Genomic DNA, 25,136 nt, shown 5'->3' on the forward strand with positions numbered 1-25,136 from the left:
CTGGCCCAGGTATTGCACTTGTGATTCCTGCTATTCCGACTGCTGCACCAATTGCTCCCCGGCTCCGTCGAGTTCGGACGGCTCCCGTCCCGACCCTGGTCGGCCCCACCGGGCGCAGGCATCTGCCGTAGGGGCACCCAGCCCTGCTCCACAGACGGACAGAGGCCGGCTATGAGCGACGGGAGGTGTCAGTTCGCTTGATCACCGGCACGTCTCCGAGGCTGAGTTCGCGGAACGTGACCCGGAGAGTCGGCTCGTCGGTTGTCACATTGAGAGCTGCCTCGCGCCGGGGGTATGGCCCAGGAACTAAATGCTTAGCCCACCTGGCCCCAGCGTTGACGCTGGTCAACAGTGACTGCAGCCCGCCGTGCTTCCATCTCGTCATGGAGGTGCTGACGTGATGGCCGGAGATCGACAGCAAGACAGCTACCCGCATGTAGGAACGCCGCGACGGCGCGTACTGGCCGCGGCCGCCCTGACTCCGTTGCTGGCCGGCGCGCCGACTCCCGCTCGCGCTCTCGCCACCGGGACGGGCGAGGTAAAGAGCCGCAGGCTGGTCGAGCCGGTTCCCACTGCCCTATCGGACTGGGAGAAGGTGGCCAAAGCGCTGGGCCGAAAAGGCGACATGAAGCGAAAGATGATGTACCACACAGCCCTCCCACGTCGGGACCTCCGCGTGCGCTCGCGCCATGTCACCGTCAAACCGGCGCTCGCCCTCGGTTCGCACGTGTCTTTCGTGCGCTACGCCGACAAGAGCACGATGGTGATGGGCGATGTGGTGGTCACCGAGCGCGAACTCCAGCCCTTCACCGATGCCCTGCAAGAGCACGAGATCGCACAGACCGCGATCCATAAGCACCTCCTTTCCCAGACTCCTCACATCTGGTGGGTCCACATCCACGCCCACGGCCACCACCCGGTGGCTGTGGCCCGCGGTCTGCGCGCCGCGTTCGACCGCACCAGTACCCCGCCCCCGCGCCCGCCGGCCCGGGCACGGCGCGTCGACCTGGACACTGCCGGCATCGATGCCGCGCTCGGCGTCAAGGGCTCCACCGACGAGGGCATCTACAAGTGCATCTTCGTCCGCCGCGAGACCATCACCGACGGTCACCTGGTACTGCCCCCGGGCCTGGGTTCGACCAGCGCGTTCAACTTCCAGCCGCTGGGCGGCGGCCGGGCAGCAATCAGTGGCGACTGCGCCATGATTGCCAAGGAAGTCCAAGACGTTCTGGTGGCTCTGCGGTGTGCCGGGGCCGAGCTGGTCGAGCTGCACAACCACGGCTTGACGGACGAACCCCGTCTGTTCTTCATCCACTTCTGGGCTGTTGGTGACGGCGTCAAGCTGGCCAGGGCCTTGCGCCCCGCCGTGGACGCCACCAACGTCGTACCGGTCGGCTGACCACCACACCGGCGACGGGCACGGGCTCGACCCGTGGGACGCCACCCGCTGTCCTGTCTCACTCGATCCTGCTCGGTGCTCGGTGCTCGGTGCTTGGTGCTCGGTGGTTGACGCTCGGTGGTTGACGCTGGGACCTGGACGGACACAACGGCAAGGGAGAGGGACTCGGGTCGGTGTGCCTCCGGTGACGTTGTCTCCCGGTTTCGATCCTCAGGGTCGTCTCACTTGATAGCGCGGCCGCTGAGTGAGCCGGGGGTGTGGTTGTCCAACAGGAGGCTCACCGACTCGCGGAGGTCCGCAGGCTCGCGGTAGTGCACGCCGATCATCCCGAGCGCCACGGCGGCTTCGACGTTCTCCAGCCGGTCATCCACGAAGAGGCACCGATCAATGACGACACCTGCCCGTTCGGCGGCCACTTCGTAGATCTCCCGGCCCGGCTTGGCCACCCCCAGCCGGGCGCTGTTGACGACATGGCCGGCGAAATCCGCCGGCCCCAACGATGCCAAGTCGTCCTCCAGCTCAAGAGTTGCGTTCGTTACCAGGACCACGGGCATGTGTGCCCGCACCTGCCGAAGCAGGGACACCACTACCTCGTCGGCCCAGAACGGCGCCGAGGCAAGTGCCATACCGAGCTCACGCGCCTGCGCCTCCGGAACCTGCCCCGCAAGGCCGAGCGCAATGGACTCCACCCCCTGCCGCTGAGTGATCTTGCCGAGAAGCAGCGGCAGATCAATCTCCGGCGCATAGGCCACCTTCATGGTCGTGCCTGGTGCCAGCCCGGCGACATGCTCCCGTGTTGCCAGCTGCGTCATGTCGTAGAAAACGGATCACGTTGTCGAGGTCGCACAACACCGCATCGAAGGGTCGCTTGCAAGTCTGGGAAGTCGTCACTGCCCTTGGATAACACAGGGACCGGCAAGCAAGTTGTTGTCTCTTGTGGCCCTGCCCCCGACGCGCGAACCGGGAACGCAAGGTGGAAAGCCAGTGAGACGGAGCCCAGGTCGATTCGTTGCGACTCCGGTTCGCCCGCGCACCCTCTTCACGTGTGGGCACTCGGCCACGGGCGGAAGACGCCGAGGCCGATAAGGACGACCGCCGTTCCTCAGTCGTCGAGAAGCCGCCATGCGGTGAGGGCGAGCCTGGCCCGCAGCAGGCCGGTGGGCTCGGTGAGGTCGATGCCCAGGGTCTTTCCGGTCTGTTCGAGTCGACGGGCGACGCTGCTGTGGTGCAGGTGGAGAAGGTCGGCGGCCCGGCGTAGGGAGCCGGTGGAGCAGTAGGTGTCCAGAGTTTCCAGTTCTCCTGGGGTGTCGGCGATTCGGGCGATCGCGGCCACGTCGGCATTGTCTCGCGCGGCGTCGTTGGGTACCTGTGCGAGCAGCGCCAATGCCCCCAGGCTGTCGTGGTGGACGACTGGCTGGCGTGGGGTGGTGAAGCGGAGGGCGGTACGGGCTTTCCGCCAGGACCGATCGGGGCTTTCGGCGGCGCCGATGCCCGCGCGTACTCCACCTGTCGGAAAGCGGGCCTGATCGACGGTGGTGGCCAGGATGACGCCCACGTCGGCGAGCGGAGCCGCCTTCACCGGGCGGGCCGGGCAGATCAGGCCGCCGATCTGGTCGAGCGGAAGCTGCGACCGTACGGCGACGACGTGGAGCGGCAGGTCGGAGGCGAAACCCAGGAGTCGTAGCGCCCGGGCTCGGGCCGCTTCGTCGGTGTCGGCGCTGATCGCCAGTTCGACGAGGGCGGGGTCGGCCATGGTGGTGCGGGCTGGGCCGTACCGCTCGACGACCGCCGCGGCGGCGATGGCGAGCCGGTCAAGGAGCAGCTCGTCGAGGTCGAGCGAGCCGGGCGGGCCGGGGCGCTCCAGCCACACCGTGCCGATCTCCTCCTCGTCGAGTGTGATCGGCGTCGTGGAAGACGCGGGTGGCGGCGAGGCGGACGCCTCCCTGCCGTCGGGTGACATGCGGATCACCCGCCCTGTGCCGTGGAGCCGGACCCCGGCCACGCACTCGGCCAGAGCTGCCGAGCCCCGGGCGAGCGCCGGCAGATCCACCCGTCGGCGCATCAGCGTGTCGTAGAACATGATGACGCGGATCGCGCCTTCGACCTGTGAATCGAGCTGTGACAGCCGTAAGGCCAGTGCCTCCATGGCAGGAGGATAGGCGCCGATCGGCGCATGAGGGGGGTGGGATGCCCGACAGTTGGCGGATGCCCTCGGGGGTGCCCGGCCGTGAGGATGGCCGACATGGACCCTGAACTGGAAGCATTCATCCCCTTGTTCCCCCGTGCCGATCTGACCGACCCGGTCGCCGAACGCAAGAACTTCGCCGGCTTGGCCGCCGCGGTCCCGGCACCGGACACCGCAGGGTTGGAGGTCGAGGACCGCGCGGTGCCCGCCGACGCCGACGTGCCGGTGCGGATCTACCGCCCGCACCAGGCGCAGGGCGCCGTCGTCTGGTTGCACGGCGGCGGATTCGTCATGGGTGACGTGGACACCGAGCACCCGTGGGCCGCCCGGATCGCAGAAAGCTCAGGCGCGGTGGTGATCTCGGTGGGCTACCGTCTGGCGCCCGAGCATCGGTTCCCGGCCGCCCTCGACGACGCCTACGCCGTGCTGACCTGGACGGCCGAGCACGCAGCCGAACTCGGCATCGACCCGGGGCGGATCGCGGTCGGAGGTCACAGTGCCGGCGGGGGGCTCGCGGCCGCGGTGGCGTTGCGGGCGCGTGACCAACAGGGGCCGTCGATCCGCTACCAGTTGCTCAACCAGCCGGGGCTGGACGACCGGCAGGAGACGTGGTCGGCGCGGCACTTCACCGACACGCCTTGGATGAATCGCGACAAAGTCACCGCCTCGTGGGCGCACTACCTGGGCTCCACGCCCGCCACGCCGTACGCCGCCCCGGCGAGGGCCACGGACCTGTCCGGCCTGCCGCCCGCCTACATCGCCACCGCGGAGCTCTGTCCGAACCGCGACGAAGACATCACCTACGCGCTGCGCCTGCTGCAGGCCGGCGTCTCTGTCGAACTGCACCAGTGGCCCGGCACGTTCCACGGATCGCAGGCGATCCTGTCCGCCGAGGTATCCCAGCGACAGATCGCCGAACTCGCCGCAGTCCTGCGCCGTGCCCTGGCCGAGTGAGGCGCGGCCGCGGTGGCGGCCGAGCCGACTGGTGCCCCCCATGCCACAACCCACCCGGATGAAGATCACCGCAGGAAGGACATTCCCGCATGACTGTCACCCCGATCGATCGCTTCGCCTCCTTTATCCACTTTCAACAAGGCGGCCAGGTGCGCGCCGAGCAGCCAGCGTTCGACCCCGAGCGGGACGGCTGGCAGTTGATGGCCTTCCACGTGGAGACCGACGCCGACGTCCACGCCGACCAATGGGAAGTTCATCCCGACGCGGATGAATTCGTCGCCTGCCTCACCGGCGGGATACGCCTCTGCCTCCGTCCCCAACAGCCGGGAGAAGAGGAGGAGGAAATCAAGCTGGTGGCGGGAACCGCGGGCATCGTGCCTCGCGGGCGATGGCACCGCATGGAACTGGACGCGCCCGGCGACATCATGTCCGTCACCCTGCCGCGTGGCAGCCGCTTGGAGGGGCGCAGCGAAGCCTAGACGGGGCCCTCGCACCGCGGCTCGTTCCGGTACTGCGGATCGGGTTCCCCTTCGTCTGAAGGGCCTGGCGGGGTTGCGGGCGTGCACGGCTCGGGGTGGTTGCGGTTCCGGTCCTCACTCGGGAAGAGTCGTCTCCGTGGTGTGGCCCCGGGGCGAGCAAGCTGCGGTCAGGAAACGCGGCGAGGGCCGTGGCCGCGGTTTGGTCCGGAACGGCGGCAACCCCTTGGAGGCATCGACATCGGTTCCTCGCTGCGACCGCACGACACGGCAGCGGCCAGCAGGGGCCGCCGTCCGCCCGACAACATGCGGATCCACGCCGGGAGATGAGCAACAGAGCCCCACTATGATGCGCCGATGTCATCGATCAAGCAGTTCCAAGTCACCTTCGACTGCGCAGAACCTGCGCGCCTCGCCAGTTTTTGGTGCGAGGTGTTGGGGTACGTCGTCCCGCCGATTCCGAAGGGATTTGCCACTTGGGAGGACTACCATCGCTCGCTGCCGCCTGAGGAGCAGGTCACCTACTTCGCATGCAGTGATCCCTCGGGTGTGGGCCCGCGCCTGCTCTTCCAGCGTGTGCCCGAAGGCAAGATCGTCAAGAATCGGGTGCATCTCTGTGTGCGGGTCGGCACCGGACTCGTGGGCGAAGAGCGCCTCGCCACACTGGAAGCCGAATGCGCACGACTGGTCGCGCTCGATGCGGTACACGTGCGAACGCTGCTTGCCGATGACGAGAACGAGTCGTGCATCGTGATGCAGGACGTCGAGGGCAACGAGTTCTGTCTCGACTGAGCATCCGCCGCGACGGCGAGATCGGGGGGCTGTCTCTCTCGGGCCTCTCTTCAACGTGGTCTCGTGCGCGGCGGAAGTCATCCTGTGAGGGCGAGGTTGTGCAGTCGGCGATACCGAGCATCGCGGTGTGAAGACCCTCGCCCTTATCAGGGTTCATGGCCGACCCTTGCGTACGGGTCCGCACCCTCGCGCCGCGCCGCATCGCCGTGACCAGCTTGCCGAACTGCCGCGGGCTCAGCCCGGTGAACGGGGCTGTCCAGGACTGCTCCGACGCTGTGATCACACCAGCCACCACAAGGTCATCCCACCCGTGACCAGCAATTGCGGGACAACCCTCAGCCAGCGCGGCCACCGCCCGGATACAAGGTCGCGCCGGGTCGTAAATCCGTTGGTGAAGAGGGCAACACGCTCTGGGCCGACCTCGTCCTCCGTGCCGAGCCGGCGGCGAATGGAGGTACTGAGCGAACGCTGCCTCTCGGTCTGCCTCCGCTCGGCACGCCCATGGGCTCTGAATGGCAGTGTCCGAAGGGGAGTTGCCTCTTCGTGTGGTGTGTCCCTACGGGCGCTGCCTGAAGAGACAATTTCGCCCAAGGTTGCGTCTCCGTAAGGTCGTTGACGATCAGCAAACGAACCAGCCGTCACAGGAGAACTTGTGCTCACTCGACCCGCGCGTCGTCTGTCCACCGCCGCCCTCGCCACCGTGGCCGGCCTCGCTGTCCTGTCCCCGATGGCCCACGCCGCTGACGCGGACGCCGCCGCCAAGAAGCCGGCCAAGGTCACCGTCGCCGGCTACACCAAGTACCTCCAGACGCAGAAGACCCCGGCGGCCAAGAAGACGCTGAAGAAGTTCAGCGCCCTCTCCAAGGCCCAGAAGGCCCGGTTCGTCAAGCACCTGAACAACCGCCACATCTACGAGGCCCTGACCGACCAGGTCAAGGGCAGCATCGGGCGCCCGCTGCACGTCGTCGACCCCTACAACAAGGACGTCCGCTTCATTACCGACGTCACCTCCAAGGTGGGCAAGGACAAGAACCACACGACCACCGTGTCCTTCACCATGACCGAGCAGATCTTCAAGATCCCCGTTACCAGCGAGCGCATCAACCTGACTTTCCAGCGCACCGGCAAGCCGGGCAAGAAGGCTACTGGCGCGGCCAAGGTCACCAATGTCAACGCCGCTATCAACATCAAGGCGGGCCGCGTCGCGGTCAAGGGCAACGCCGCGAAGGTCTCGTGGGCCGCGACCCCGCAGGTGAAGGTCTTCGGCAAGAAGCTCGCCAAGACGCAGTCCGTGGCCTCGGCCCAGGGCTCTTACAAGGCCAACCTCGAAAACCGCTGACTCCGCCGCGGTTCCACCTGTGGGAACCGGTGACTGCGAGGCCCAGGACAGTCCACAGTCCTGGGCCTCGCCCGCATTGCATCCGCATGGCGTCGCTGAACGATTTTTGCCGGTACGTGGTGACGGGACCGGGTGAACGTAGTGGTTGTAGGGGTGGATTAGGGGGTGGATCAGAGGGTGGATCAGAGGGTGTACCGAGGAGCGTCGAAAAACGGTAGTCGGCGCTGCGCCCGTGGATCTGGCGAAGGGCCACGGTGCCAGGCCCGAGGATGACAGCGCGCCTCCCTTGCGGGCAGTGCCCGAACAGTCAATAGACGCTGCGTCAGGGCCTTCGTAGGTTGATTGCCGTGCCCCGCCCCATCGGGGGAAGTGCGGGGACGATCACTGTGAGGGGCTATGAGGAACATACGTATGGCGGCAGCCGGTGTGGTGTCGGCGGCGCTGCTGGCGGGGGCCGCGCCGGCGCAGGCCGCCCAGAGTGCCGCGCCTGCCCGGGTGGCTTCGGTGCAGGCCGCCCAGGGGCAGGACGCTGGGGCTGCGGGGGTGAGCGGGATGAAGGTGTTGAAGGAGTTCGACTATTCCCGGAGCAAGAACCGTCAGCTGCCACTGCGTCTGGGCGAGTACAAGCGGGGCAAGAAGGGCAAGATGGTCGGCTTCGGCTGGACCAAAATCAAGAAGAAGCACAACATCACCAAGTACGGGCTCATCGGGTGGCTGGCCAAGTCGCCCAACATCGACCACGTCAAGGGGCCGCGGTACAACCTGACCGGATGGGCGCACCGGGTCAAGTGTCAGAGCGGCAACTGCAAGATCGTTGACCGGCGCAAGATGCTGCTGGCCACGGACGAGACGATGACCGCCACGGGCGACCATGGTGTGTTCAAGTACTTCGGTGCGGTCACGGCGTTCTGCAAGGGCACGGTGAAGTGCCCTACATGGGTGAACACGAAGTTCCGCCCGAAGGCCTCGGCCGGGCTCAACACGCCGGCGAAGGACGGGGAGCGGTACATGTTCACGTACAAGCCGCTGAAGGAGAAGAAGGGCCGTCTGGCTCTCGCCTCGTGAGCGTGTCTGCGTGGACGCCGCTTCGGGCATTGTGCCCGGAGCGGCGTTGCGCGACCAGGGAAGGAAAGGTGCGTATGGGCAAGGGGAGCGACCGGTACGTGTTCTCGTACGAGCCACTGGGAGAGCCGGAGGCCGATACCGGGGTGCGGGACGCGGAGGACCAGGCGGCGGCCGAGTTCCTTGCGAAGGTCTCGGATCTGGCATTCAAGGGAGGCCCGCTGGGGATCGAGCTGATGCGCGTGGACATTGCCGGCCGGACGTTCGCCTTCCGCGAGGTGCGGGAGGCTGATTCCCGGACCCCGGTCAGCGCGGCCGGTGTGGTGCCGACGGAGGATACGGAGCGCAGCGAGATGCGCTGGATGCCGGAGCCGCCCTCTCCGGCCTGGGCTCATCTGGCCTGGCTGGTACGGGAACTGCCGCTCCTCCATACGTTCAGGGAGTACGGGCCGGAGGGAGGCCCGGAGCTCCGCGGGGTGGAGGCGCCGTCGCGGGAGTGGGCAGATGTACTGGTGGAGCACCGGGGGCAGCAGTGGCGGGTTCGGGTGACACTGGAGGGCCGCACAGAGCCGATCGAATTCCCGGGAATGGTGATCGGTGAACTGTTCGGCGAGGGGGAGCACCGGAAGATGGTGGTGGAGGGGGAACCGGACCTGGTGGATCCGGGAATCTAAGGCATGGGGGACGGGCTCGCTCGTGGCGGCGAGATGAGAGCGAGCCCATCCGCATGGCCCGGGTCGGTCCCGATCCCGATGGCCCCACCGGAGGCTACCTCGGCGCCGAGGGGGCCCTTGCCCGGTGGTGCGAGCGGAGCGGCACCCAGGTGGAGAGCATGAGCTTGTGGTGACCTTGTCTACTGGCACGCGGCCCCTCCCGGCAACTGAACGCTTCGACTGGCGACTGGCGACTGGCGACTGGCGAAGGGCGAAGGGCGAAGGGCGAAGGGCGCGATCTGAAGCGCTCTGTCTCGCCGGGCAGGACAGGGCCGGGGGCGGGAACGGGGGGCGACGCGACCGGGGGATGACGCGAACGGGAGAAGAATTCGAGTTCGGCCCGGTTGGTCCAGGATGCCCTCGGCAGGCTGAGTTCCTGCGTGGCGTCCCGCAGGAGCCGCATTCCCGTCGCCGGTCCGCTGATCCCGTGCCCGACGGGGAGGGGTGGGAAGCTCGACCAACTTCCGTGCGGGGTATGGGCGATCGACGTTCTCCCGCTGCCGTCGTGCACAGGGGATATGCGCGGTGCTCAGCGAGGGAAAGTCGGCATAGGAGTGAGTGATTGCGGGAGCCGGCCACTCACGCGGAGAGTCGCCGTGTGGGCGCGTCCCGCCGGGGCGGTTTGCGGGTGACGTGGGAGGCAAGGCACCCTTGCGTCATGTCAAACGTGAGGCTCGAAGCCTGGATCGGTGGAGAGTGGCTGGAAGTGGACGCCGTGAGCGTCACCGTAACGGATTCTGCGCTGACCCTCTCCTTCGAACCCCAACGGAGCGAGTCGGGATACCGAAGCCTCATCTGGGAGCCCCTGGAGAACTTTCTCAGGGAGTACCGCGAAGAGCCGCTCGTCGTGGTGCCACGGGGGCGCAACTTGCCGGTGATGTTCGGCCCCGGCGCCGCGGGGCCCTTCCGGCTGGCGGAGACGTCGGGCAACTGACGGCCGCTCGCTGACCGTCTCGGGTACGCCCACGTGCGGTGCTCCTCGCGAAGGGCGAGGAGCACCGCACGCATGCCAGGGGGCGGTGCCCTCTGTCCCGTTGGACGACCGCTGACGTGTCCGTGGCCCCCATCGGATGGTCGGTCTCATCGCCCCTTGTAGCCGGCAATCGCCTGGGGGACGAGGACGGCGGCCACCGCACCGCCGGTGCCGAGGGGGACGGCGAGACGAGGGTGCTGGTAGCTGAGGTAGACCACGCCCAGCACGGCCGCCGAGATGAACCCGAGAGTGAGCAGCAGCAGCTGCACTCGCATGCCGCGGTGTGAGTCATCCTGATGCGGGCGGTTCGGGTGGGTGGTCATGTCGGTGTCGTCCTTCGCTCGGTATGCCTTGGTTTGCGGTATGCCTTGGATTGCGGGGCAGGCAGGCAGGCGGGTGCGGTGCGGTAGTGGGGTGGCGCTCCGCATGCGGTGGGTAGGGGCGGGGTGGCGCTCCGCATGCGGTGGGCAGGGATGCGTATCGCACTCTGGGGTGCGGCGGGTCACGCGGGCCGCCGCCCCGCCGGAGGCAGGAGCAGCGGGCCCGCGTGGTGAACCTCAGCTTCTGACCTGCGACGCCGTGGCGTTTGTCCTCATCGAGTGGGGCATTGCAGCGTTTGCTCGGTGTCCGCGAAGAGCTGCTCGATGCCCTGACGGGTCCAGCCCAGAAGCGTCAGGACCATCTCGCTGGTGGAGATCAGGCGCTCGATGACGCAGGCGGAATCGGGACCCTGCGTGGATCCGTTGGCCTGGCGCAGGGTTCCTCTCACCTGTCCGATCCCGGTCCGGACCCGATATTGCAGGGTGAGAGCCTCTTCCCGGGTGAGTTCGCGATGGGCGAGCCCGGTCTTCAGCCTGACCAGATTGTCCCGGCAGTCGGTGAGGAAGTCGGTGGCCAGCCCCCAGCACGGACGCAGGGACTCCGGCAAAAGAGCCCGGCCCACCACGGTCATGGTCCTGATGGTCGACAAGGCCTTGTCCAACTGCTGCGGAAGATAACCAGGAGCGGAGACCGCCAGCCACTGCATGAGGGAGTCACCGGTGGACGGCAGCAGCCACGCCAAGTGCGAGGTGTCCTGCTCACTGCATGCCGGCACTTCCTCAACCACCACCGACGCCTTGAAGATGGCGGCCCGGCCCGCGTCGACATCTATGGCGTCCGCCAACCGCTCACGCACCCCTTCTCCGGCTGCAGTCAAGAGTGCATCGAGCTGGGCATCGGAGTCGTCACCGGGCTGCATCGGCCGGCTGTCGCTCACCGTGCACCTCCACTCGCCGGGCTCAGCAGCGCCCTCTTCAGCAGCGTCCGGCCGCGGTGCAGGTTCTGTCGCACCGCCTCCGGTGTCGCCTTCATCAACCGCGCGATCTCCTGCGGCTTGTATCCGTCCAGCGTCCACGCCATGACCTCCCGCTGCCGGTCCGGCAGCCAGCTCAGCGCCTCGTAGACGCGAGCCTCTTCCTCGCTCAGTTCCACCGCGTCCACCGGACACCGGCCGCCTGGCAGGTCCGGGAGCTGATCGGTCAGCTCTTCGCGGGGAAACCGCATCGCCTGCATCTTCCGCTGCGCCACGGTGCGCAGCCATGCTCTCGGATGCTGGATCGACTCCCACTGCTCGAATGCCACCGCGAACGCGGACTGGGCTATGTCGGCGGCCTCGTGCGGCGCCGCCCCCAGGTGCATCACAAAACGCGTCAGCCGGACGATCTCCTGCTCGTAGCAGGCCGCGAACTCGGAGCGGGCTCCGCTCTCCCCGGGCGCGGGCGGGAACCGAGGCGCGGGGGAGACCAGCGACACGGACACGGCGGATTGGTGTGGAGCATCAGCATCCACCGCAGTCCCCCTCACGAGCACCGTCCCCCACGATGATCTCGCGGCGGCCGGGGCAGCACTCCGAGAGCCGGATCGTCGGAGGAACCCGGCGCATCCACCTGTACGGCGGCTCCTGCTCACCGATACGCGTCCGTCGCGGCGATACGCACCGACTTGCCCGCCGCAGCGATGCGCGCCGACTCACCCGCCCGCTCAACAGGCGTCCGCCACACACGGCCCGGCCGGTGATCGCAGACACCACCCTCGTCGTCTCCATGCACAAGTCCTTCATCGAACGTCTGCTGACGGACGCTGTCGCGTTCATCCTTGTGCTGAGTAGTGCGGTCGGCACGGCAAAACGTGACATCGCCCTCGTCACAACGTCCGTTGGAGCCACAGAAGTTGCTGCCTTGCCCTGGGCGGACCGCGACGGGAAGCGTTGAGCTGTCGGTCAGCAGGAAAAGGGGTGGGGAGGGGGACGGTCGGTTGGTAGCGGCGTCACGGTGGCGGCACGCACAAAAAGGCGCCGGGGATGGTGGGCCGGCACACCGCCTCGTGACCACCTGCGGATTCCATGTCGCCACCATCGACGCGCCCGGTCACGGCGGCCGGCCGCGCACGACGGTCGACGAGCGGGAGATCGCCGCCCTACGGCAGGCAATGACGGCGGGCGCGCCGGTCTGCCCGATCGTCGTCCGTTACCACGCGCACCTGGCGGAGCGTGCCGCTGGCGGCGATCGAACCCAGGATCGCCGCTGCGGTCTTCGGTATCTTCTGGCACGATTCCCTGGCCGAGAGGGCGAAACAGATCACCGTTCCGGTCGAGTTCGTCCTCCAGTGGGACGACGAGCACACCCGCGCCCATCCGGTCTCGCGTTGTTCGACGCCTTCGCCTCGAAGGAAAAGACGTTGCACGCCAACGCGGGCAGGCATAAGGAGCTTCCCAGGTTCGAGGCCGACAGCGCGGTCCGGTTCTTCGCCCGGCATCTCGGCCGTGACGTCGGCGGGCGAGTTCGCGCATGGTTGACGGTCGTGGGCGCGGACCATCTTGCGCACGGGGGCTTACGTGAGCCCGGTCTGTGCCTTGCTGAACAGCACACCCTCGGAATAGAAGAACACCGCGCTGCTGCTTCCGTCGGCGCCGTAACACGTCCAGGTGATCGGATAGCTCTCGGCGAGCTTTTCGCTGTCCTGTTGGCAGGTGCTGGCAAAGGTGAACAGAATTTTCTCGCTGCTGCCCGCACGTATCTTCTCGTATTCGGCGAGAGTCAGCGGGTTGCCGGCGGCGGTACTGCCTTGGTAGGCGCCGGCGATCACGAGGAGGCCGAGGATGCAGCCGCCGGCTATCGCGCTCTTCTTCACGGGTGGAGTTGTCCTTTTGCGGGTGGTTCGGTGGACCGGCGGGCGTGGTTTCAGACCGGCGCGGCGGCGCGTACGACGGCGGTGAGAGCGACGGAGCGGGAGCTGCCGTGGGCGGGGGCGGTCATGGACTGCTCGGGCACGGCGGCACCTTTCTGCGGGTGGGGTCGGCGGACGAACCGGCAGGGGGAGTCTATGTTGCGTACGCTCGTCGACGCCGTGGGGACGGTTGCCCAGAAGTGCCCAGAAGTGCCCAGAATTGCCTAGAAGTGCTTCGCGTGGCGAGGGCCCAGGACGTGGCCGAGGGGCCGCCCCGCCGGCAGTGACCGAGTCTCGCGATCGGCCAAGTGCCCTGTGATCAGCGGGCTTTCGTTCCCCTGCGGGCGGGGGCGCGGAGTGCGCCGCGCCCCCGCCCGGACGCCTGTCAGTACGCCTCCGTGCACACGACGTTGCCGTTGCGCCGGTGCAGGCAGCCCCAGGCCTTGACTCCCTTGTCGTTCACCATCGCGGTGTACGCGGAGGACCGGCCGGACGTCACCGTCGTCGAGTAACAGGACTTGCGCCTACAGGCGCCGCCCTTGTTCCGCGCCTCGATGCGGTCACCGCCCCGTGCGTGGGTGACGCGGACCCACGCCGCCCGGCAGGCCGAGCTGTAGCGCAGCTCCACCAGGGGACCGATCCCGGCGCTGCGTCGGACAGTGCGCGCATGGTGGTCGCAGCCGGTGGCCGCGGGGTTTTTCCCGGCGCAACCGCTGCCTGTGCAGTGCGCTGTGACCCCGGCGGGAGCAGCGATCCCGGGCACGGTTCCGGGCACGGTCAACAGGAGGGAGGCAGCTGCGGTGACCGTGAGACGTACGAGGGTGCGCATGGTGGTCTCGTCCCTCTCGGTCACTTGTAGGTGATGTCCCAGTGGCTGCTTTCCCGGGCGTAGATGTTGCCCGTCGAGGACTTGTACATGGGCGCGCCGTCCCCACGCTTCCCGGCGTACCGGAACGTGTGCTTGATGTAGCGCGTGACGCAACCGGTCGGACTGATGTCGACCTTGTAGCCGTTCCAGTGGCTGTACCGGCCCGATGCATGGCCGGTCTCGGTGCCGCCGGTGATGGTCACCGCACAGCGGCTGGTCCGCTTGAAGGTGATGATCCCCTTGATGGTGCCGGAGTTGATGCGCGTGAAGGAGGTGCATCGCCGGTTGTTGCGGTTCGAGCAGTGACCGCTGGAGGTCCAGGCGATACCGGCCGCCCGCAACTTGCTCGCGGCTTGCGCATGCGTCAGCTTCGAACCACTGGCGGCCGCGGTTTCGGCGGTGACGACAGGTGCGGCGATGGCGACCGCGGCCAGCATGGCGACGAGGCCGCTGCGAGCGGACAGGTGGGTGGACATAGGCGGTTTCCCTTCGTGACGACGAGGCGAGACGAGGCGAGGCGCCGATCGGCTCCGGGGGTGGGGCGGTCCGTCGGCAGGTCGGCCGGCCGGGACGGACGGCACAGTGCCCCCGCCTCGCCGCACCGATCATGTCGTCCGGGCCGCCGACGGAACACAGCCACCGGCCAGGTGACGATCCCGCGGGACGCTGTAGGCCCTGAGCTGCTGGGACGCCATGTCCCATGAAGCGATCGTGGGATGCCGGATGCCGGATGCCGGATGCCGGATGCCGGATGCCGGATGCCGGACGCCGGGCGCCGGACGATGGGCGGGCCGGCGATCACTTCGTACTCGGCGCCCCTCGCCTCCACGCGTCGGCCGGTTCAGCGGGGAGGGAGTGGGCGGGCCTGCCGGGCGCGCCTTGCCCGGCAGGCAGCCTCACCATAGAGATCACGCCAGCCGGCCGATGAGCACCATCACGAACAGCAGCGCCACCAGGACGCCCAGGCCGATGGCGCCCACCCGGCCGCCGCCCCGGGGCAGGTAGATGCCCACCACCGTCCCGATGGCCGTAAGGGGCACCCCGTACCACGCGACGGCGATCAGGAGATCAAAATGGTGCGGGCTGCGAACGCCGTCCTGGCACGAATCGCAGGCGATGGCGAACAGTGGCCCCAGGCCCGCCACGAAGAAGCCCACCACCAGCACTCCCAGGGCGAGAACGGTCAGCCAGCCCCAGTCGGCCGCGGTGCGCCGAGGACGGTCGCCGGAGCCGTCCGGGACGTCTGAGCCGAAATCGGAAGTGGTGCTGATGTTCTCCATGTGACGGAGGCTATGCAACGCGCCGGCAGCCGGTATCCGCCGCCGTACTCAGATCAGGGTGACCCGCGGCCTGAGTAGCACGACCGGCCGCTCTGCGCTGGGGCTGCGGGGAAGCGCAGCCCGCAGGTGCGGCCGAGAGCGGGGTCAGGAGGACAGCCCGACCCGGGTTTCGACGAGCTGCGGTTCGCGGTCCTCCGCCACGCAGCACAGTGCCTCTCGTACGGCGAGGGCGCCCAGGCGGACGAAGACCGTCTCGCAGGTGTCGACCCAGTGCCAGGACATGGCGCGCACGATGACCCGCGCCTTCACCGGGGCGCTTCGGCGGGCTTCGGGGTTCTCGGCGTCCGTGGCAGCCAGTTCCCGCAGCACGCCAGCGGCGAGCGACTCTTCGTACTCCGGCGCCCGTTCGGGCGAGGCAGTGCAGGCGAACGCGATGGACGAGTCGACTCCCGAGGGCAACGGCTCGAAGTCCAGCTCCACCTTCCCGTACGTCGGGGCGCAGGCGCCGAGCGTCTGACGGGAGTGCACCTTCACTCCCCGTACGGGGCGGGCGAGTCCGATGGCCGGTCCGGTGGTCATGGCAGGCACCGTACGAGGGGCGAGTCCGCCATGTCACCGGCTTTCCGGGATGTCGGCGCAGGCCATGCCGTCGGCGCATCGAGCTCGTCGCGGGCACCTGGAGCCGGGGACGGTGCCCGGCGGCCCGCGCTGTGCACCGGCGGTAACCCCTTGGGGGGCCTGGGTGCGTGTAGGGGGTGTTGCGTTTGTGCTGGTGGGCGCGGGGGAGTGTGCGCCTGGCGTGGTGTGGTTGTGCATATGTCTGTGTTTTGTAACACCAAACCGGATTTCTTCCGCCAAGGTGTGACCGGGCGTCACTGTGTGGGGGCCCGGTCAAACCGGCCGGGTATCCGGTTTCCGGCACCTGGTAGTGGGTGCCGTATCCAGGGGGTTTTCGTGCTCCAAAACACTTCGCGTATCGCTGCCGCCGTCCTCGGTTCGGTGGCTCTGGCGGCCACCGCTGTCCTTCCGGCGGCCGCGGCCGGCCATGGCCGTACTCCGGCCCCGCACCACCGGTCGGCTGTGGTACTCGGTGCGATCCAGTACGACAGCCCCGGGCGGGACGACCGCTCCAACCGGAGCCTGAACGCCGAGTATGTGACGGTGAAGAACATCGGCCGGATGCCGGTCAACCTGCGCGGCTGGAGCCTGTCGGACCGCGCCGGCCACACCTACCGTTTCGGCAATGTCCGCCTTGGCGGCCACTCCCAGGTCCGTGTCCACACGGGCATCGGTCGTGACAACCGCTGGGATGTCTTCCAGGACCGCCGCGACTACGTCTGGGACAACCACAGGGGCACCGCGGACCTCCGGAACGACCACCGCCGGATCGTCGACTCCGAAAGCTGGGGCCGCCACGGTCACCACGGTCACCACGGTCACCACGGTCACTGAGGCCAGGCTGATCACACCCACAACCGGCCGGTGAGAACGGAGATCTGAGGGCCGGCCTCACCGGCCACACGGTGCGCCGCAGGTTCCTGCACCTGCGGCGCACTGCCATGTTCCCGTCCGGCGGCCCGTTCGTCGGTCTTTGCTGATTCGCCCCCTGCGAGCGGCTCAGCGGGCTCAGCCGACGCGCAGTCGGCCGCGAGGCTCGCCGTCAAGCCATTCGTCCCGCTCGTGCTCCGCGATGAGCGCCGACAGCTGGTCCTTGACGGCCGGTTCCATGTCGCTGCAGGCCGTGTTGAACTCGTGCACCGCCTCGTCATCGCTGTCGGCGAGCAGCAGCAGGACCTCGCCGCTGTTGCCCGACGGGATGCCGACGACTTCCGGCGCTGCCAAGGCCACGCCCCGCGCGAGGTCCATCGAGGGGAAGCGCTCCAGCGCGCCGAAGCCGGCTTGGTAGGCCCCGTAGTCCTGGTCGGCCTGAAGTGAGGCGATCAGTGCCCGGACGGCTGCCGGTCCTTCCGAACCGTCGACCATGTCCGCGAGTTCCAGATAGCGATCAAATCGGCGCACGGCTTCCTCCTCCGTGACTCCGCCCTCGCCGGCCAGGACGATCCGGCCCGTCGCCAGCAGCTCGGTGCGCCATTCCTCGAAGTCGCCGACGGGCATGATGCTTCCCTTCGTCAGTGAACTGCCGGACGCCGGACGCCTGGTGGGGAGGCGGTACGTCGAGTTCGTCGATGCGATCGCGCCCAGTCCGCGGGACACCGCCAGTTCTTGATCTTCCCACCCACTGCGATGCCCCGGCCGCCGGGCCTTCGCCGCCCCGGAGAAGGGGAGGGGCGAGGCCGTAGCGGAAGACGACCGCCGCGGCTGGGCCATCGTCGGTCTCCGCTGCTGATTCCGGGCACGGCTCTGAAGCGAACTCACCGTGCGGGGCTGACGGTTTGTAGCAGTCGGCCCTCGGCGTACGTCAGGGCCGGTGCGGGAAGCGGCGCCGCACGTCCGCTGAGGATCACGGTCACAGAGCCCTCTGCGGGTGCGCCGGGTGCGGGTGGCTCGCCGATCCTGCGCAGTGCCTGGGCGACGACCGCACCGGCCGAGCCGTGCAGGACGAGCGGCGGCAGGCGGGGCCGTTGGACGGCGGTGCGGATGCGCTCGGCGACGAGTTCGTAATGAGTGCAGCCCAGGACGAGGGCCCTCACGTCGTCCGGGGTGCGCTCCGCTGCGGCGGCGACCGCGAGGGCAACAGCGGCCTCGTCCGCGTTCTCGACGGCGTCGGAGAGCCCGGGGCACGGCACCTCGGTGACCGCCACTCCGTCGGCGAACTCCTGGATGAGACCGCGCTGGTAGGGGCTGCCGGTGGTGGCGGGGGTGGCCCAGATGGCGAGGGGCCCGCCGCCCGAAGCGGCCGGCTTGATCGCCGGGACCGTACCGATGACCGGCAGATCCGGCTCCAGCCGGGCGCGCAGGGCGGGCAGGGCGTGCACGGAGGCGGTGTTGCAGGCGACGATCAGCGCGTGCGGGTGGTGCGCGGCGGCTGCTTCGGCGGTGGCGAGGGCATGCGCCGTGACGTCGTCCGGGGTGCGCGGTCCCCAAGGCATGCCGTCGGGGTCCGAGGAGAGGATGAGATCGGCGTCGGGGCGCAGCCGGCGTACCGCGGCTGCCGCCGCGAGCAGTCCGATTCCGGCGTCCATGAGCGCGATCTTCACCCGGCGACCATGGACCGGTGCCGGAGCAACTGCGGTGCGCCCCTCGTGACGGTGCTTATGTGCGCGGTCGTAGCGATCCACAATGTCCTGCGCCATGCCAGTCGCCTCCGGTGTGCTCGTGCCTCCATGGCACTGGCGGCGAGTGTGCAACGGCGATCGGCTCCGACTGCATGGCCAATTCCGGGAGAGTGGTATGGCCGACTCGACGCCGTTCCTGTTTGTGGGCACACCTGTTGGCCGATGCGGTCAACTGCGGTGCTCAAGGCGGTCGGCTGACGGGAAACATGGCCGCGCAGAGACGGGTCGCGGGCGAGCACTGTTACGTGGGACCGAAAGTGGGATCGACACCGGTCAGGTCGCAGCCGGCGGCCCATAGGCGTGCCGCGGTCGTGGTGTCGGTCAGGTGGTCCCAGACGGGTTCGAGCCTGGGCCTACCGCGTAGCCCGAACACCCGGGGTCCCCACATCTGGCCGCCGCGGACGTCCGGGTCGAGCACGGCCCGGACGGCGGGCCACGCGCCTGCTTCCTTGCCCTGGACGAGAGCGCCCAGCGGTAGGCCGCGCAGCCGCTCGCCGGTGGTCCGGGAATGCACCGGCGGGCGCGACGGGGTGAGGGAGTCGAGCGCGCCGCCGGGATGGACGACCACGCTCAGCGTGGTACTGCCCGCAGCGCGCAGACGGCGGTCGAGCTCGAAGCCGAAGAGCATCTGGGCCAGCTTCGACCGCCCGTAGGTGCGCTTGGGCCGGTAGTCGCGTGTGCTCTGGAGGTCGTCGAGGTCCATGCGTTCGGACTTGGCCGCGAAGCTGCCCGTCGTGATGATCCGGCTCCCCGGCGCGGCCATGAGCAGCGGGGCGAGCCAGCTGGTCAGTGCGAAGTGACCGAGGTGGTTGGTGGCGAGCATCAGCTCGTGGCCGTCCTTGGTCTCCCGGCGCGGTGGATGGTCGAGCGCCACGCCGGCGTTGTGGACGACCGCGTCGAGGCGGTCCAGCTCCAGCGCGTCGACGGACGTCTTGAGCGAGGCGAGGTCGGCCAGGTCGAGACGCAGATGCCGCAGCTCGGCACCGGGGACGCGGGCACTGATCGAAGCGATCGCGGCTTCGGCCTTCGCCGTGTCGCGACTGCCGAGAACGACCGTGGCCCCGGTGCCGGCGAGCTGCTCGGCGATGAAATACCCCATACCCGCATTGCCTCCGGTGACCAGGAAGCTCTTGCCTTCGGCACGCGGCAGCCGGTGCACGTCCCATGGCCGGGTCTTGAGTACGGAGGTGGTCATAGCAGCTCCTTGCGCTCGGAGTGATCTGTGGGAGCGATCTGTGGGAGTGATCTGTCGGACGGATCCGGCGGCGGGCAGGGGTCCCCTTCCTTACCGATGCCGTCCAGGTCTCATGGTCCTCGCAACCACCGACACCCTGCCGATAGAGCGATGCCCGCCACCGACAGCCGACCGACATCGGCGAGCGGACCGACACCTGCGAGCCGACCGACATCGGCGAGCCGAGCGGAACCGGTCGTGTGCCGCCCCTTGGCATCGCTCGCGCGCGTCGGCCGGCGCGCGCCCGGCCCGGCGTCCGCTGCGTACGGCGCTCGGAACGCTCACCGGTCGGCCGGTGGTCGCTCGGTCGGCTGCACGGTTTGTTGTGCCGGAGGCGATCGGGGTACCTGCTAGGGGCCGTGGGCTTACGCGCTCGCGGACTCGTGAACCCTGCATATCCGAGCATCTGGAATCCGAGGGAGCCGCTGTGAAGTTCGGTGTGTCAACCTTCATCACCGACCAGGGCATCGCGCCCGCCGCGCTCGGGCGCGCCGTCGAGGAGCGAGCGCTCGACTCCTTGCTCATCGCCGAGCACACCCACATCCCGGTGGACCGCCGCTCGCCGTACCCGGCCGGTGGTGAGCTGCCGGAGATCTACTACCGCACCCTCGACCCGTTCGTCGCGCTCAGCGCGGCCGCCGCGGTGACCGAGCGGATCCTGCTGGGCACCGGCATCGCACTGGTGGCCCAGCGGGACCCGATCATCACGGCCAAGGAGGTGGCCTCCCTCGACCTTGTCTCCGCGGGCCGAGCCGTGTTCGGGATCGGTGTCGGCTGGAACAGGGAGGAGATGGAGAACCACGGGACCAACCCGCGCACCAGAGGCCGTCTCGTCGACGAGCGGCTACAGGCCATGCGCGAGCTGTGGGCCAAGGAGAAGGCCGAATTCCACGGGGAGTTCGTCGACTTCGACCCCGTCTACTCCTGGCCGAAGCCGGTTCAGCGCCCGCACCCTCCCCTCTACGTGGGTGGCGGAGAGGCCGCCTTCGAGCGGGTGGCGGCCTTCGGCGACGCCTGGCTGGCCAATAGCCTGCCGCCCCGGGAACTGGGGCCGAAGATCGACCGGATGAGGAGCATCGCGGGCCGGGACGTGCCGGTGACGGTCTACGCGGTGGACAAGGACCCCGGGACCATCGAGCAGTACACCCAGCTCGATGTGGAACGGTTGCTGTTCTACCTGCCGACGATGCCGGCGGCCGAGACGCTGCCGTACCTGGACGAGCTCGCCGACGTCGCGCGGCGCTTCCGGTGAGCCGTCGGGTGTCGCAGTGCCGAGGATGACGAGCGGTCAGGCACGGGAGTACTTCGCGCGGGCCCGGATCGCCCGGCTCGCGACCGTGGACGCCTTCGGCCGCCCGCACCTGGTCCCCGCGGTCTTCGCCCTCACCGGTGACACCGTGGTCTTCGCCGTGGACCACAAGCCGAAGCGCTCGGTCCATCTGAAACGGCTGGCCAACATCCGCGTCCATCCTGAGGTCTGCCTGCTCGTGGACGACTACGACGAGGACTGGGACCGCTTGTGGTGGGCGCGGGCGGATGGCACGGCCGTCGTGCTGCCGCCGGCTGAGGGGTCGGCCGTGTCGGCGCGGTATGCGGGCCTGCTGGGGCGGAAGTACCCGCAGCAGTACGCAGGCCGCCTACCGGAAGGGCCCGTGGTGGAAATCGCGGTGGCTCGGTGGTCGGGGTGGCACGCCACCTGAAGACTGCTGCCCTGGTGGCGTGCAGGCTCGTCGTGCACCCGGTGACCGGCGGGGTGCGAACCTCGACGGAACTTCCGTGTTTTGGCTGAGGTGCACGGGGCACACGCCTTGTAGTCCCCGGCTGGTCTCCCCCGTCCAGCCGGGGACTGTTGTCTGCGGGGCGCTCGCCGGAGCCGAGGCTTCCCGCCCCGCGAGAGCGTGGCCGCTCGCCGCGTGCGGTGCCCTGGCGGGCAAGGCCACCGCTGTGCCCGAGTACCGCTCTCGGTACCTCCGGCACCCGAACGGGTTACTGACGGGAAACCTCAGATCTCGCGCAAACCTTGCAGCTCAGCGTTGATCCTCTGTACGAGCGATGCCAGGGTTTCGGGAATTCCTCTCGCCAGCATCACAGTGAAATCGTGGAGGCCCTATGGCTGTCCGTCGTGCCGCTGTCGTCGCCGTGTCAGCGGCTGCGCTCAGTCTTTCCCTGCTCACCACCTCCTGCCAGGTCAACGGCGCCGCGTCGGCCACCGACGCCAAGGAGCGGCCGCCCGCCAAGAAGGCCGTGGCCACCGGCAGCGGCGGCGCGGTCTCCAGCGTCAACCCGTACGCCTCCCGGGCGGGGCTCGAGGTGCTGCGCAAGGGAGGCAACGCGGTGGACGCGGCCGTGGCAACCGCCTCCGCGCTCGGCGTGGTCGAGCCCTACTCCGCAGGCGTGGGGGGTGGCGGCTACATGGTCTTCTACGACGCCAAGGCCAAGAAGGTGCGCACCATCGACGGCCGGGAGACCGCCCCGCGCACCATGCGCTCGGACTCCTTCCTCGACCGTTCGACCGGCAAGCCCCTCCCCACCGAGGACGTGATCAACTCGGGCCTGTCGGTCGGTGTGCCCGGCACCCCGGCGACGTGGAACAAGGCCCTCAAGGACTGGGGCACGATCTCCCTGGCGAAGGCCCTGCGCCCGGCCACCCGGATAGCCGACGACGGCTTCGTGGTCAACGACGAGTTCCGGGCCCAGACGGCCATGAACGAGAAGCGCTTCCGCGACTTCAAGTCCACCACCGACCTCTTCCTGCCCCAGGGCAAGCTCCCGGTGGTCGGCTCGCGCTTCCGTAATCCCGATCTCGCCCGGACCTACCGGCAGCTCGCCCGTGAGGGCGTCGACGCCCTCTACCGCGGTGCCGTCGGGCGCGATGTGGTGCGGACCGTCCAGAAGCCGCCGATGGCTACCGACTCCCGGCACAAGGCCCGCCCCGGTCTCATGAAGGCGGCCGACCTCGCCGGCTACCAGGTCGAACGCAGGGAACCGACCCGTACCAAGTACCACGGACTGGACGTCTACTCCATGGGTCCGTCCTCGGCCGGCGGCACCACGGTGGGCGAGGCGCTGAACATCCTGGACAACTTCCGCCTCTCGAAGGCCGACAAGAGCCAGGCCCTGCACCACTACCTGGAGGCCAGCCGGATCTCCTTCGCCGACCGCAACCGCTGGGTGGGCGACCCGGCATTCTCGGATGTGCCCACCAAGCCGCTGCTCTCCAAGGAGTTCGCCAAGGACCGGGCCTGCCTGATCCGTTCCGACAAGGCGCTGACCAGCCCGCTGGCCCCCGCCGACCCGCGCCACCCGGGCTCGGGCTGTGACCGGAAGACCGGCAACAAGCAACCGCACGAAGGGCCCTCGACCACACATCTGGTGGCCTCGGACCGCTGGGGCAACGTCGTCTCCTACACCCTGACGATCGAGCAGACCGGTGGCTCGGCCATCACCGTCCCCGGACGCGGATTCCTCCTCAACAACGAACTGACCGACTTCGACTTCGCTCCGCTCACCAAGGGGACGCCGGACCCGAACCTCCCGGGACCCGGCAAGCGTCCGCGCAGCAGCATGTCGCCGACGATCGTCCTGCGGGACGGCAAGCCGATGATCGCTGTCGGTTCGCCGGGCGGTGCCACGATCATCACGACGGTGCTGCAGACCCTGGTCAACCGTCTGGACCTCGGCATGTCGCTGCCGACGGCAGTCGCCGCACCGCGCCTCTCGCAGCGGAACCAGACGGCGACCGAAGCCGAACCGGCGTTCCTCAGCTCTCCCGAACGCAAGACGCTGGAAGGCATGGGCCACCGGTTCGTCCTGGCCCCGAAGGCCTTCACTCCGTCACCGGAGATCGGGGCGGTGGCCGCCCTGGAGTTCCTGACGCACGGCAAGGTCACGGCGGTTGCCGAACCCAGGCGCCGTGGCGGCGGTTCGGCCATGGTGCTCAACGAATCCCGCTGAAGCCGGTCCCCTCCGGGCATCACCCGGAGGGGACACGTCTGTTTGCGGGATGCCTCTTGGTACGGGGGAGGCCTTCGGGTCGGCCTCCGGCCTTCCGGTTGGCCTACGGCCTTCCGCAGGGGCAGAGCGTGGCCAGGCTGCGTGACCTGTGTGTGATCTGTGTGGCCCGGTGACCTGTGTGGGGTGCGTGAGCTGCTGTCTGCGAAAGTCCCCCAGCAGCCTCAGGCGGCCCCGCCCCCGGTGGGGGAGCGGTACTGGTTGGCGACCCCCTACTGGCGGGCCGACAACCCCTGCACCACCCCACCACCCCACCGGCGCACGCCGCGCACGCCGGTGCCGGTTCCCGACTGCCGAGTGACCCGTCATCCGGATGCCGCAGGCAGGGGGTCAGCCATCTGCCTGCGATGCCGCCCGTCCGCGCCGGGCCGTGCCTATGGTGATCACATGTCTGCCCCGCTCCCGAGCGGGCCGACGGCAGGCAACCTCCAGCCTTCCCGCTATCCCTCCTGCCTCGGAGAATGACGTGCGGAACAAGACTCCTTTGACGGGCCGGCTCGCGGTCGTGACGGGCGCCGCGCGCGGTCTCGGTGCGGGCATGGTGCGGGAACTTGCGCGCCGCGGTGCGCGGGTCGTTCTCCTGGGGCGGGAGGAGGAAACGCTCGCGCGGGTGGCGGACTCGCTGCCCGGCGAAACGCACTGTTTCGAGGTCGACGTCACCCATGACGAGGCGATGGACCGTGTGTCCGCGCAGATCCACGAACGCATCGGCCGGCCGTCGGTGGTCGTCGCCAACGCCGGGGTGGCCGAGGGCGGCCCCTTCGGCAGCTCGGATCCGGCCACCTGGCGGCGGGTCATCGAGGTGAACCTCATCGGCAGCGCCATCACCGCCCGGACCTTCCTGCCCAGTCTGCTGGCCACGCGCGGATACTTCCTTCAGATCGCCTCGACGGCCGCGTTCGGGCCGGCGCCCATGATGAGCGCGTACTGCGCCTCCAAAGCCGGCGTGGAGTCCTTCGCCCAGTGCCTTCGTGCCGAACTCGCCCACCAAGGGCTCGGGGTCGGCATCGCCTACCTGAACTGGACCGATACCGACATGATCCGCGACGCGGACCAGTACGGCGTACTCCGGGAGCTACGCGCCCACATGCCGTCACCGGCCAGACGTGTCCATCCTGTCGAGACGGTCGCCGCACGTATGGTCACAGCGATCGAACGCCGCGCCTCCGCTGTCTACATGCCTTCATGGCTGCGCCTCGCACAGCCGGTCCGCCCCGCGCTGCCATCGCTGGTCAACTGGATCTCGCGGCGCGAGTTGCCCCGTCTGGCCGAAAAGGCCCGCTTCGAACAGACAGGCCTCCTCGGCGCCGGTGGCCGCGCGGATCAGGTGGCCGGCACGCCGCACACCCGCCGGGATACCTGACAGGGCGTGGGGAGCGGAACGTGCGTGCCGGCGCCCCCGTGATC

26 protein-coding genes and 3 pseudogenes are annotated in these 25,136 nt (G+C 68.8%); 15 read left to right on the forward strand and 14 right to left on the reverse strand.

The window, feature by feature from the left end:
* Nucleotides 1-400 precede the first annotated feature (400 nt).
* Nucleotides 401-1,399 (forward strand): DUF1259 domain-containing protein, encoded by a 999-nt coding sequence (locus tag K7C20_RS35830; protein WP_030075354.1) that lies wholly within the window; start codon nt 401-403, stop codon nt 1,397-1,399.
* A gap of 221 nt (nt 1,400-1,620) precedes the next feature.
* Here K7C20_RS35830 and K7C20_RS35835 read toward each other — a convergent pair.
* Nucleotides 1,621-2,290, reverse strand: a pseudogene (locus tag K7C20_RS35835) (HAD-IA family hydrolase).
* A gap of 211 nt (nt 2,291-2,501) precedes the next feature.
* Complete coding sequence (locus K7C20_RS35840; RefSeq protein ID WP_053209613.1) at nt 2,502-3,545, reverse strand: helix-turn-helix domain-containing protein; 1,044 nt, start codon at nt 3,543-3,545, stop codon at nt 2,502-2,504.
* 96 nt (nt 3,546-3,641) lie between these two features.
* Here K7C20_RS35840 and K7C20_RS35845 point away from each other — a divergent pair, with 96 nt between their 5' ends.
* The 3 genes from K7C20_RS35845 to K7C20_RS35855 all read left to right on the forward strand — a co-directional run bounded on the left by K7C20_RS35845 (nt 3,642) and on the right by K7C20_RS35855 (nt 5,806).
* Nucleotides 3,642-4,538, forward strand: coding sequence for an alpha/beta hydrolase (locus K7C20_RS35845; RefSeq protein WP_030075350.1), 897 nt, complete (start codon nt 3,642-3,644; stop codon nt 4,536-4,538).
* Nucleotides 4,539-4,627: 89 nt separating this feature from the next.
* Nucleotides 4,628-5,017 carry a cupin gene (locus tag K7C20_RS35850; RefSeq protein ID WP_030075349.1) on the forward strand — a complete coding sequence of 130 codons (390 nt, stop codon included), beginning with the start codon at nt 4,628-4,630 and terminating at the stop codon, nt 5,015-5,017.
* A 354-nt stretch (nt 5,018-5,371) separates the two neighbouring features.
* The gene (locus K7C20_RS35855; RefSeq protein WP_030075348.1) at nt 5,372-5,806 is read left to right on the forward strand and encodes a VOC family protein; all 435 of its coding nucleotides are present in this window, start codon (nt 5,372-5,374) and stop codon (nt 5,804-5,806) included.
* 156 nt (nt 5,807-5,962) lie between these two features.
* On the opposite strand, the pseudogene K7C20_RS35860 reads toward K7C20_RS35855, so the two are convergent.
* Nucleotides 5,963-6,098 (reverse strand): annotated as a pseudogene (locus tag K7C20_RS35860) (IS5/IS1182 family transposase); the annotation flags it as partial.
* A gap of 360 nt (nt 6,099-6,458) precedes the next feature.
* Between K7C20_RS35860 and K7C20_RS35865 the strand changes: the two are divergent.
* The 4 genes from K7C20_RS35865 to K7C20_RS35880 all read left to right on the forward strand — a co-directional run bounded on the left by K7C20_RS35865 (nt 6,459) and on the right by K7C20_RS35880 (nt 9,854).
* Nucleotides 6,459-7,145 (forward strand): hypothetical protein, encoded by a 687-nt coding sequence (locus K7C20_RS35865; RefSeq protein WP_030075346.1) that lies wholly within the window; start codon nt 6,459-6,461, stop codon nt 7,143-7,145.
* 411 nt (nt 7,146-7,556) lie between these two features.
* A complete protein-coding gene (locus K7C20_RS35870; protein WP_053209614.1) occupies nt 7,557-8,210 on the forward strand; it encodes a hypothetical protein in 654 nt (217 codons plus the stop codon).
* Nucleotides 8,211-8,284: 74 nt separating this feature from the next.
* Complete coding sequence (locus K7C20_RS35875; RefSeq protein WP_030075344.1) at nt 8,285-8,881, forward strand: hypothetical protein; 597 nt, start codon at nt 8,285-8,287, stop codon at nt 8,879-8,881.
* Between the two features lie 697 nt (nt 8,882-9,578).
* Complete coding sequence (locus K7C20_RS35880) at nt 9,579-9,854, forward strand: hypothetical protein (protein ID WP_030075343.1); 276 nt, start codon at nt 9,579-9,581, stop codon at nt 9,852-9,854.
* Nucleotides 9,855-10,000: 146 nt separating this feature from the next.
* Here the strand turns inward: K7C20_RS35880 and K7C20_RS35885 are convergent, their stop codons facing one another.
* The 3 genes from K7C20_RS35885 to K7C20_RS35895 all read right to left on the reverse strand — a co-directional run bounded on the left by K7C20_RS35885 (nt 10,001) and on the right by K7C20_RS35895 (nt 11,693).
* Nucleotides 10,001-10,216, reverse strand: a complete 216-nt coding sequence (locus K7C20_RS35885; RefSeq protein WP_030075341.1) for a hypothetical protein — start codon at nt 10,214-10,216, stop codon at nt 10,001-10,003.
* Nucleotides 10,217-10,485: 269 nt separating this feature from the next.
* Nucleotides 10,486-11,151: a hypothetical protein gene (locus K7C20_RS35890; protein ID WP_030075340.1), complete on the reverse strand. Its 666-nt coding sequence runs from the start codon at nt 11,149-11,151 to the stop codon at nt 10,486-10,488.
* Nucleotides 11,148-11,693 (reverse strand): RNA polymerase sigma factor, encoded by a 546-nt coding sequence (locus K7C20_RS35895; RefSeq protein WP_245171430.1) that lies wholly within the window; start codon nt 11,691-11,693, stop codon nt 11,148-11,150. Before K7C20_RS35895 ends, K7C20_RS35890 begins: the two co-directional genes overlap by 4 nt.
* 254 nt (nt 11,694-11,947) lie before the next feature.
* Here K7C20_RS35895 and K7C20_RS35900 point away from each other — a divergent pair, with 254 nt between their 5' ends.
* Together K7C20_RS35900 and K7C20_RS38715 are read left to right on the forward strand one after the other, a co-directional pair.
* Nucleotides 11,948-12,145 carry a hypothetical protein gene (locus tag K7C20_RS35900; RefSeq protein ID WP_150127282.1) on the forward strand — a complete coding sequence of 66 codons (198 nt, stop codon included), beginning with the start codon at nt 11,948-11,950 and terminating at the stop codon, nt 12,143-12,145.
* Nucleotides 12,146-12,201: 56 nt separating this feature from the next.
* A pseudogene (locus tag K7C20_RS38715) lies at nt 12,202-12,704 on the forward strand (alpha/beta hydrolase); the annotation flags it as partial.
* A 60-nt stretch (nt 12,705-12,764) separates the two neighbouring features.
* Here the strand turns inward: K7C20_RS38715 and K7C20_RS35910 are convergent.
* The 5 genes from K7C20_RS35910 to K7C20_RS35930 form a co-directional block, all read right to left on the reverse strand.
* On the reverse strand, nt 12,765-13,064 hold the full coding sequence (locus tag K7C20_RS35910) for a hypothetical protein (protein WP_030075338.1): 300 nt from the start codon (nt 13,062-13,064) through the stop codon (nt 12,765-12,767).
* Between the two features lie 421 nt (nt 13,065-13,485).
* Complete coding sequence (locus K7C20_RS35915; protein WP_048828568.1) at nt 13,486-13,953, reverse strand: DUF2690 domain-containing protein; 468 nt, start codon at nt 13,951-13,953, stop codon at nt 13,486-13,488.
* Nucleotides 13,950-14,444, reverse strand: a complete 495-nt coding sequence (locus K7C20_RS35920; protein WP_053209615.1) for a hypothetical protein — start codon at nt 14,442-14,444, stop codon at nt 13,950-13,952. Before K7C20_RS35920 ends, K7C20_RS35915 begins: the two co-directional genes overlap by 4 nt.
* 432 nt (nt 14,445-14,876) lie before the next feature.
* Nucleotides 14,877-15,248, reverse strand: a complete 372-nt coding sequence (locus K7C20_RS35925; protein ID WP_048828567.1) for a hypothetical protein — start codon at nt 15,246-15,248, stop codon at nt 14,877-14,879.
* A gap of 144 nt (nt 15,249-15,392) precedes the next feature.
* Nucleotides 15,393-15,827: a hypothetical protein gene (locus K7C20_RS35930; protein ID WP_048828566.1), complete on the reverse strand. Its 435-nt coding sequence runs from the start codon at nt 15,825-15,827 to the stop codon at nt 15,393-15,395.
* 375 nt (nt 15,828-16,202) lie between these two features.
* On the opposite strand from K7C20_RS35930, the gene K7C20_RS35935 reads away from it, so the two are divergent.
* Entirely contained in the window at nt 16,203-16,700 is a 498-nt protein-coding gene (locus K7C20_RS35935; RefSeq protein ID WP_030075332.1) for a lamin tail domain-containing protein, read from the forward strand.
* Nucleotides 16,701-16,874: 174 nt separating this feature from the next.
* Here K7C20_RS35935 and K7C20_RS35940 read toward each other — a convergent pair whose 3' ends face one another.
* The 3 genes from K7C20_RS35940 to K7C20_RS35950 all read right to left on the reverse strand — a co-directional run bounded on the left by K7C20_RS35940 (nt 16,875) and on the right by K7C20_RS35950 (nt 19,679).
* Complete coding sequence (locus K7C20_RS35940) at nt 16,875-17,363, reverse strand: hypothetical protein (RefSeq protein ID WP_030075331.1); 489 nt, start codon at nt 17,361-17,363, stop codon at nt 16,875-16,877.
* Between the two features lie 257 nt (nt 17,364-17,620).
* Complete coding sequence (locus K7C20_RS35945) at nt 17,621-18,391, reverse strand: glutamate racemase (RefSeq protein ID WP_053209681.1); 771 nt, start codon at nt 18,389-18,391, stop codon at nt 17,621-17,623.
* 334 nt (nt 18,392-18,725) lie between these two features.
* Nucleotides 18,726-19,679: an SDR family NAD(P)-dependent oxidoreductase gene (locus tag K7C20_RS35950; RefSeq protein ID WP_030075328.1), complete on the reverse strand. Its 954-nt coding sequence runs from the start codon at nt 19,677-19,679 to the stop codon at nt 18,726-18,728.
* A 466-nt stretch (nt 19,680-20,145) separates the two neighbouring features.
* Between K7C20_RS35950 and K7C20_RS35955 the strand changes: the two genes are divergently transcribed.
* The 4 genes from K7C20_RS35955 (at nt 20,146) to K7C20_RS35970 (ending at nt 25,092) form a co-directional block, all read left to right on the forward strand.
* A complete protein-coding gene (locus K7C20_RS35955; protein ID WP_053209616.1) occupies nt 20,146-20,970 on the forward strand; it encodes an LLM class F420-dependent oxidoreductase in 825 nt (274 codons plus the stop codon).
* A 16-nt stretch (nt 20,971-20,986) separates the two neighbouring features.
* Nucleotides 20,987-21,418 (forward strand): TIGR03668 family PPOX class F420-dependent oxidoreductase, encoded by a 432-nt coding sequence (locus K7C20_RS35960; RefSeq protein ID WP_030075326.1) that lies wholly within the window; start codon nt 20,987-20,989, stop codon nt 21,416-21,418.
* Between the two features lie 409 nt (nt 21,419-21,827).
* A complete protein-coding gene (ggt, locus tag K7C20_RS35965; protein WP_053209617.1) occupies nt 21,828-23,672 on the forward strand; it encodes a gamma-glutamyltransferase in 1,845 nt (614 codons plus the stop codon).
* Nucleotides 23,673-24,195: 523 nt separating this feature from the next.
* Nucleotides 24,196-25,092, forward strand: a complete 897-nt coding sequence (locus tag K7C20_RS35970) for an SDR family oxidoreductase (protein ID WP_030075323.1) — start codon at nt 24,196-24,198, stop codon at nt 25,090-25,092.
* The last annotated feature ends 44 nt before the right edge of the window (nt 25,093-25,136 follow it).

Source organism: Streptomyces decoyicus, from assembly GCF_019880305.1.
GTDB lineage: Bacteria > Actinomycetota > Actinomycetes > Streptomycetales > Streptomycetaceae > Streptomyces > Streptomyces decoyicus.

Excerpts from the sequence above, each read along its gene's own strand:
- K7C20_RS35830 (WP_030075354.1), top strand. The coding sequence starts at position 401 with ATGGCCGGAGATCGACAGCAAGACAGCTACCCGCATGTAGGAACGCCG.
- K7C20_RS35840 (WP_053209613.1), bottom strand. The coding sequence starts at position 3,545 with ATGGAGGCACTGGCCTTACGGCTGTCACAGCTCGATTCACAGGTCGAA.
- K7C20_RS35845 (WP_030075350.1), top strand. The coding sequence starts at position 3,642 with ATGGACCCTGAACTGGAAGCATTCATCCCCTTGTTCCCCCGTGCCGAT.
- K7C20_RS35850 (WP_030075349.1), top strand. The coding sequence starts at position 4,628 with ATGACTGTCACCCCGATCGATCGCTTCGCCTCCTTTATCCACTTTCAA.
- K7C20_RS35855 (WP_030075348.1), top strand. The coding sequence starts at position 5,372 with ATGTCATCGATCAAGCAGTTCCAAGTCACCTTCGACTGCGCAGAACCT.
- K7C20_RS35870 (WP_053209614.1), top strand. The coding sequence starts at position 7,557 with ATGGCGGCAGCCGGTGTGGTGTCGGCGGCGCTGCTGGCGGGGGCCGCG.
- K7C20_RS35875 (WP_030075344.1), top strand. The coding sequence starts at position 8,285 with ATGGGCAAGGGGAGCGACCGGTACGTGTTCTCGTACGAGCCACTGGGA.
- K7C20_RS35880 (WP_030075343.1), top strand. The coding sequence starts at position 9,579 with ATGTCAAACGTGAGGCTCGAAGCCTGGATCGGTGGAGAGTGGCTGGAA.
- K7C20_RS35885 (WP_030075341.1), bottom strand. The coding sequence starts at position 10,216 with ATGACCACCCACCCGAACCGCCCGCATCAGGATGACTCACACCGCGGC.
- K7C20_RS35920 (WP_053209615.1), bottom strand. The coding sequence starts at position 14,444 with ATGTCCACCCACCTGTCCGCTCGCAGCGGCCTCGTCGCCATGCTGGCC.
- K7C20_RS35925 (WP_048828567.1), bottom strand. The coding sequence starts at position 15,248 with ATGGAGAACATCAGCACCACTTCCGATTTCGGCTCAGACGTCCCGGAC.
- K7C20_RS35930 (WP_048828566.1), bottom strand. The coding sequence starts at position 15,827 with ATGACCACCGGACCGGCCATCGGACTCGCCCGCCCCGTACGGGGAGTG.
- K7C20_RS35940 (WP_030075331.1), bottom strand. The coding sequence starts at position 17,363 with ATGCCCGTCGGCGACTTCGAGGAATGGCGCACCGAGCTGCTGGCGACG.
- K7C20_RS35945 (WP_053209681.1), bottom strand. The coding sequence starts at position 18,391 with ATGGACGCCGGAATCGGACTGCTCGCGGCGGCAGCCGCGGTACGCCGG.
- K7C20_RS35950 (WP_030075328.1), bottom strand. The coding sequence starts at position 19,679 with ATGACCACCTCCGTACTCAAGACCCGGCCATGGGACGTGCACCGGCTG.
- ggt (WP_053209617.1), top strand. The coding sequence starts at position 21,828 with ATGGCTGTCCGTCGTGCCGCTGTCGTCGCCGTGTCAGCGGCTGCGCTC.